A 6,977-nucleotide genomic window follows, 5' to 3' on the forward strand; every position below is an offset into this window, starting at 1 on the left:
TTTACGCTGACGCGATTTAAGATTTCGACTTACCTGCCCACTATGTTCCCATGTGGCCAGCTTACAAGCGATTGGTTGACATAGCCCAACCCATGGCGAGCTGCGACTTCTTGGATAGCCCCCACCTCAGGAAAATTTCGGGAAATAGATGACAATCGCTCACGCCAAATATTAATTTCATTACAGTCAACGCGCCCGGCCGTCTTGTAAAAATAAATGGCATTGGCGGCACTCTCCGCCTCTTTGAGGCGGCCCAGGTGGTTCGTCCGAAGAAGATGAACGGACGTCGCCGAAATTAGCCGAGCGCCCCAACGTTCCATGTCCTCCAACCTTCTACTCAAGCCGTACCAAGTCTGGGCGGCATACGCGCCCTTCACCATCTGTAGCCATATCTCGGACGCATCATGAAATGCTGGATCGTTTATCAACGCGATTAGTCGCGCACCCCAGCGTTCCATATCTTCGAAGCGACCAGCCTTGCCATAATCAGACAGCGCGTTCACTGCCGCCTCAGCCTCCATCTGCCTGATCGTAAAATCATGGTTAAAGGCGGGTTCTTCGAACAGCGCGATCAGAATAGTCCCCCACCGCTCGAGATCGACGAAACGCCCGACGTCGCCATACAGGCTCAGCGCGTTTGAGGCGCCTTTTGCTTTGACAAAGCCGATAAGGGGATCGTGCCGGAACTGAGCGTCTTCTGTCAGCGCGATTAGCCGAGCGGCCCAACGTTCTACGTCGCCGAAACACCGTGCTTTGCCGTAGTGAGTTAGCGCGCTGAGCGCCACATTTGCTTCCGTCCACCGAATATCGATATCGTTACGAAGAAATACCAGTTCATCGATCAAGGCGGTGTGGCGCATAGCCCATTGCTCAAGATCCGCGAAACGCTGGGCTCTGCCGTAGGCTTCAATTGCGTTGACCGCGGCTTTCGCTTCTATACGGCGGATTTCAGGATCGCTACGCAAATAAGGGCTTTCAGCGAGCGCGGTCAGAAATGTGGCCCGGCGCTCCAGATCGGCAAAACGACCAGCCGTACCGTAGGCCTCCATCGCATTGAGCGCGCCGGCGGCTTCTAGACGCTTCATCTCGAGGTTGTTCTCGAAGCTCACGTCCTCTGCAATCTTGGCAAGACGCCCATCCCAGCGCTCGATATCGTCCACCCGTTCGGTCGCTCGGTAGGCGAAGAGGGAATTGACCGCTGCGATCGCTGCTGCGTGTCGAATAGCGAAATCGTTTCGTATAATAGGGTTTTCAGCCAAAGCGATAAGGTGAGTGCCCCATCGTTCCAGGTCATCGAAGCGACCCGCAGCGCCATAGCTTGTGACCGCCACTCCCGCTACGTTTGCTTCTGCGCGGCGGGCGATAAGGTCATCTTGGAAGAAGGTGTCTTCAGAGCGTGCAATCAAGAGGTTGGCCCAGTGCTCTAACTCGGCGAACCGTCCAGCTTCGGCATAACATTGGATGGTCCGGGCCGCGCTCTCGATTGCGTGCAATCGAATAGCAGGGTCGAAAGGTCTCATTGCCGCCAATTCGTTGAGGCGCGTCATGTCTCTTCTGAGATCGTCGAATTCCCGAGGGCCATCTTCATCCTCCCTGAACCGTCGAATGCTTTTGCAAAGTCGTTCCGCCTCTTGATGCAAATTCGAGACACGTTCCGCTTGGTTCGCGTCAAGTACGGCCTGCAGTGATCGACGTACCTCCGCGGCTTCTTCCGATAGAACCCTGCGTGTCCAGAGGCTGCCGAGACGACGTTCGACTGCCGCCGGGTTGACCAAGATCGCTACCTCGACCAATGCCCGAAGATCGACCTCGACCTCTTCCACTGCAATTTGCAGAACGATCTCGTCCGCGAACATCTCAGGCGCGAGAACGGGAAGTTGCTGCTTGAGGGTTGTTCGGTCCTCGCCCTCGAAAAGATGTTGCAGCGTCTTGGCGGCCACCCTCGGCCCTCCGAATGCCCGATTTTGCTGATGGCTGATTGGAGCGGCGAGGGCTGCGATGAGCAAAATCCGCTCAGCGCCGTGCTCGGCTGCAAGTCGAACGCGCTTCGCGGCGCGGCGCGCCAACTCGCCCCGAGGATTTTCACCGAGCAAAGCATAGAGCGGGCGGCCGTCGGCCTCGCGGAGGGCCCTGCTAGACAGGTGAGGCGCGAGAATCGAGAGCGATGTTTCCGTCAACTTTTCGAGGCGAAGCGCGCCCCATAGCGCCTTATCGATCCGCTGGATGGCGCTTGGCGACAAGTCGTCGGGACGCTTCGACACGAACTGGTCGGAAAGTAGGATGCAGATGCCCTGCGGCTTCGCGAGAAGGGCGTCGAGAAGTTCCCAGAACCCAACGATGCGGTTTGGCTCGTCGATTAGAATCGCAGTCCGGCGCCGGAATTTAGCGCGGCGAATGTCGAGCGCGGAGACTTGGACTTCTAACCGGCCGACGTCCCAACCCTGCTTCTTCAGATACCGGAGCCATTCGAGCCCAAGCCTAGTCTTGCCGATCCCTTCCTGACCAGTCACCGACATGAAGATCGGACCGCCGTGCTTGTTGGCGCCTGCGAACAGTCGCAGCGTTCTAAGCTCCTCAGACCGCTCGAGGAATGGCGTGCCGCCGGCATCCTCGCGGATATCACGTAAACTGTCGAAATCGAGATTGTTATCAAGAACGTCCGGGGCTGACGGCCACATGAAGTCGACGCCTCGTCGACCGGGAGGATAATAAAGAAATGCGACCGCTGCGGTAAAAGTTATAAGTCCGGCCGCTTCCGCCAAGGCTGGGCCGAATGTCCAGTCGAGAAATCTCTTGAATGTCGCGCCGCCGCCGCCAACGTCGAAGGCAGCCGTCAGCGCATCAATTGGCCAGCCGAGGAATTCCTTCACCCCGTTTGCAATGCTGGCATCGGCATCGCCGAAGAGGACCGAACAAGACACCGCCATTGCTAAGGCAACGCCGCCCACCGAGGCCTTGAGGAAGGTCTCCCTTTTCGATCTCACCCGAACCTCCCGAGAAAGCGCAACGATGATCGATCTCCCCGATTCCATCAACCTCTAACTGCCGTAGGCGCGGTGTCACGGTTGAAAGGCGGGCCGGACGACACACTCAGGGGCTACGGTGGCAGGGTCGACTTATCAGTTTGTGAAACTGTTGATATGTCGCAATCTTGGCCGCCAATCCGAGAAGGTGACTTCAACATCTGAGATCGCACCGTGGGATCGTCGGCATTGTCGCATTCATTTGCCAATGCCGCGTGATCACAAGCGCAGCAAATATTTTGTCAAAACGACGTCCCGGTTGGCGTGATCCTGATTGTAATTTTTCAAAAATCGCCTAGGGTAATAAGAGTCATCATTGCTGCACAAGAAACTCATATTGCGCGGTAACTATGGAAGAAATACACGGAGACCGGCCTAGATGGAATAAAAGGCTACTATCCAGTAGGGCTATTCCAATATATATCTCTATTATAGCGCTTATATCGTCGTTGGGACAACAGTTTTCAGAGGCCATAAAGCGACCAAAAATAAACGTATATCTTCCGCCATATGTAGAAAGTCATATGTCGATAGGAAACACGTTATTTCATGCAGCGATCACTATAGTAAACGATGGAAATTATCCGGGATCCTTTTCCAGGGTTTCCTGTAGTATCTCAGGAAGTGGGGGATTTCGAAAGATAGAAATGTTTGTTCCAACTCAGCACTCAGTTGGCGCGGGCGGTAGCGATATCGTTATACCTTTTGTAGCTGTATCTTTGGCCCCCTCTGAAGAAACGACGACCAAAATTATATGTTTGCCGAAATTCTACATTGAAACATTCAAAGATCGCTATGAAGATCTTGAGTTTCGAGCAAAATGGGAGTTCTTCGAAAAGAAAAAATTGGAATGTAAGAGCATAAGCAGAGATCGTGCCGCGTTGTCTGAAGAATTAACCGCTGGATTAGAAGATTTATTCGACGACATGTTTTTCCTAAAATCCGGAGAATTTGAATTTAGAATTGATGTTTACGGAGCAAAAAACAAATTAATCGCTTCAGCTTCGAGCAAAATGAAGGTATCTTCGAATCAAATATCGAGGCTGGAGGGCGCACGCGCCGATCTTAAGTACGGATTTCGCACGGCTTGCCAAGCATCACCTGCAGCACATGCAACATTTCCTTTAATATCCATCGCTGGATAACGCAGATTGTATATAGATAATTTTATGCTATTATTATATAGAGGCCAACTGAATAAATATTTTGCTTGATCTATATTGGAAGTGAGTGCTTCAGTAACGAGAAAAATACTTCTAATCGGATGTCTATTCTAGGCGAGGATCGGGTGGGAAGCTGCAATTCGCGTGAAGATACCAATTGGGGTGCTGCCGCTTGGCGCCTCCTATGTGTTCGCTCGAGGAAGAGCTTTTTTGCCGCAGTCCTGTTGGCGCTGCCGACCATTGCGCTGGAGCAAGGCCTTCTCTTCGCCGCGCCGGTCGGTCGGCCAGCCGAGGTCCGGATCGAAAGATTGCCCCCGTCATCCGGTCCGCTCCACCCGGGAAAAATCGGTCCAGATATCTTTAGTCCGAAGACAATTAGGGAACTTCGGGAACTCGAACAACGTCGTCGCGAAGAGGCGAAGGCCGATTGGAAGCCTTTCGGACAGGATCACGGCGACTACTCGATTTTCGACGGTCTTAAAAGTCGCGAGGAACGGGAGGTGCTTGGAAAGTACCTCGATGCCGACCCGTTGGCTGTCCGGCTCGGCATTAAGTCCTGGCGAATGACGGCCCCTCCTAAACTGACGGAAATTCATCGGGTTTTAGAACTCGCGCGTAAGCCGCTTCAAGGCCATGTCGAATTGGGCCTGTTCCTCGACGATGCGGTTTTCGGAGAGGCCGCCCAAGGTATCCGGACGGCATGGGGCTTGCGTCCTATCTCGGCCACGCCCAAGCCTGAGTTGTTGGAAGAAGCCCTCAAAGCGCGCACCGGTCAAACCTGGATCGTGGTTGGCCACGTCGAGGGTGACTCCTTCGTCATGCTCGATGCGCTGAAGCGAAAAACTCGGATCTCGATCCCAGATCTGTTGACCAAGGGTTTCAATCATGGAGTGCTGGTCATTCCCATTGGTTGTAGGACTGCAGCTGCGAACGCGCCTCTTGGTTTCATCAAGCCCATCAGTACCGATGCTGTGGCGACTTTCCTCAGCCAGCTTCCGCCAACGCCCATCGTCGCCGACCTCGTCTTCGGTCTGCGGAATATCGGGCAGATGCGCGTCAAGATGGATGATTTGCTGCACCAATTAGAAATCGAAGTGGAGGAGGGCGGAGGCGGTCAAGTCACTCATGTAAGGATTCCGTACAATTGGAGCGGCGGTCAGCCGTCAGGTAGCCTAGTGACATCGAGCCAGTTTCAGGACCTCATCGAAAGCGAGGCGTCAGCGCTGCTGCCGTGGAAACAGCGGTGGTGGCTTGCGATAAAATCAAATCCTTTAACCTATCTCGCCCTGTGGCTGCTGTTCTGGTTCGTGACCTGGACCTACCGAAAAAAGATACTGGCTTCATCCAGCAAGAGAGCCGATTCTTTTCTAGTTATGCTCCTTTCCCTACCCAACAAGCTCAGCCAGGCTGGATGTATTGTCGCCGCCACGATTGCGATACTCGCCCTGTTTTCCGCCGTGCCGCCCCTCTTCTTTATCGTAATCGGAGGTTTTGCACTCTATGGCCTCGCAGAGAAATTCGAAAGGAAATCATAGTGGAAAACGCTCCGTCGCTTATTGAATTGCTGAAGAGAAATGCGTCTGGAGATTTGGAAGCGCTACGAAGGCAGTTCCCTGAGGCTGCTAAACTGTTCTCCACCGAGCGGATGTTAGGACCCGAAGACGAAAGCGCTATTCCAACGGCTGAGAATGTGTCCGGTTCAGGCGGCATCCAACCGGGCCGTCCCACCCCTTTTCCGAACCGGGCAGCTGTTATTGCTCTGATCGAAACAAGTCTCAATACCATCATTGCAGAAATGGATGCGTTGACCCAAACCATCCGCAAGACAATGAAGCAAGTATCTCGAACCCGGTTTGCAGGGGCGATCGTGGCCACAATTGCAGGGGGCCTGACCAGCATACTGGCACTCAAGTTCCCCAACGAAGTGGTGCAGGCGGTTACGGCTTTCGTTGCCATGCTCGGTGGCATTACGACGGTGACTGCCGATCAGTTCGAGCGTGCGCCAAGCGGTGTCCGTATCGCCTCGGCCGAGGAATATGCTAAGCTTGTCGAAGCAAGGTCAAAGGTCGAATTGATTGAACTGAAGATCGCTCGCGACAACATCATCGCAATCAGTAGGCGCGATCTCTATGCCATGCTCGACGAACTCAACGATTACGCCCTGACGGTGAAGCGGCTCCAACTGGCATGATCGAAGTCGCATCGACAGTCTATGAAACGCCCCAGTCAGCGGGTCAAAGGTTCGACTTTTTTAGCGCCGGACTCAAGCTGTTGCCCCGGTCTTTTCTCAGATGTTTCTCGGCGCGCAGCCGCCCGATGAGCATCACGCCCCCTCTACATCGGACTAGCGAAATGTGTCCATGACGCCGCCTAGGCCGTGTAATGAGGACCTCCCCCTACAGCGCCACAGCCCCGCAGAAGATTACTTTCCACCTCGTCGCGTTCTTGAGCTTGCTCAGTTCCTCAATCGACGCTGTGCGGGACATGGCCGGCTTTCTCCGTCGCGAACATTCTTCATTGATCTTCAGTCGAACAATGCAGCAACATTCCGTGGTGATTTCGGTGGGAGTTTCGCCACGGAATATCCAAATGTGCCGCCTTCGTTCCGCTTGGCGAAAACTCACCAAACAACGGGCTTGCGCCGAACGCCCATGTTCTCTAGGAGTTCCGGACGTCGGAGCGTAGCGCAGCCTGGTAGCGCACCTGAATGGGGTTCAGGGGGTCGGAGGTTCGAATCCTCTCGCTCCGACCAGTTTTCCAAAAGCCAGCCCCGATGCCCCGGACCGAGCCG

Annotated in this window: 4 protein-coding genes and 1 tRNA gene; 4 read left to right on the forward strand and 1 reads right to left on the reverse strand. The window is 54.3% G+C overall.

The genetic code is table 11. The features are described from left to right. Positions 1–29 precede the first annotated feature (29 nt). The gene (locus tag E3C22_RS18315; protein WP_134763317.1) at positions 30–2,984 is read right to left on the reverse strand and encodes an ATP-binding protein; all 2,955 of its coding nucleotides are present in this window, start codon (positions 2,982–2,984) and stop codon (positions 30–32) included. A gap of 686 nt (positions 2,985–3,670) precedes the next feature. On the opposite strand from E3C22_RS18315, the gene E3C22_RS18320 reads away from it, so the two are divergent. The 4 genes from E3C22_RS18320 (at position 3,671) to E3C22_RS18335 (ending at position 6,938) form a co-directional block, all read left to right on the forward strand. Continuing rightward, positions 3,671–4,168, forward strand: coding sequence for a hypothetical protein (locus E3C22_RS18320; RefSeq protein ID WP_134763318.1), 498 nt, complete (start codon positions 3,671–3,673; stop codon positions 4,166–4,168). A 65-nt stretch (positions 4,169–4,233) separates the two neighbouring features. Next, complete coding sequence (locus E3C22_RS18325) at positions 4,234–5,721, forward strand: hypothetical protein (protein WP_134763319.1); 1,488 nt, start codon at positions 4,234–4,236, stop codon at positions 5,719–5,721. Continuing rightward, positions 5,721–6,377 carry a hypothetical protein gene (locus E3C22_RS18330; protein WP_134763320.1) on the forward strand — a complete coding sequence of 219 codons (657 nt, stop codon included), beginning with the start codon at positions 5,721–5,723 and terminating at the stop codon, positions 6,375–6,377. Before E3C22_RS18325 ends, E3C22_RS18330 begins: the two co-directional genes overlap by 1 nt. 484 nt (positions 6,378–6,861) lie before the next feature. Next, positions 6,862–6,938: transfer RNA gene (locus E3C22_RS18335), tRNA-Pro, on the forward strand. The last annotated feature ends 39 nt before the right edge of the window (positions 6,939–6,977 follow it).

Source organism: Jiella endophytica (genome assembly GCF_004519335.1).
In the GTDB taxonomy this organism is placed as follows: domain Bacteria; phylum Pseudomonadota; class Alphaproteobacteria; order Rhizobiales; family Rhizobiaceae; genus Jiella; species Jiella endophytica.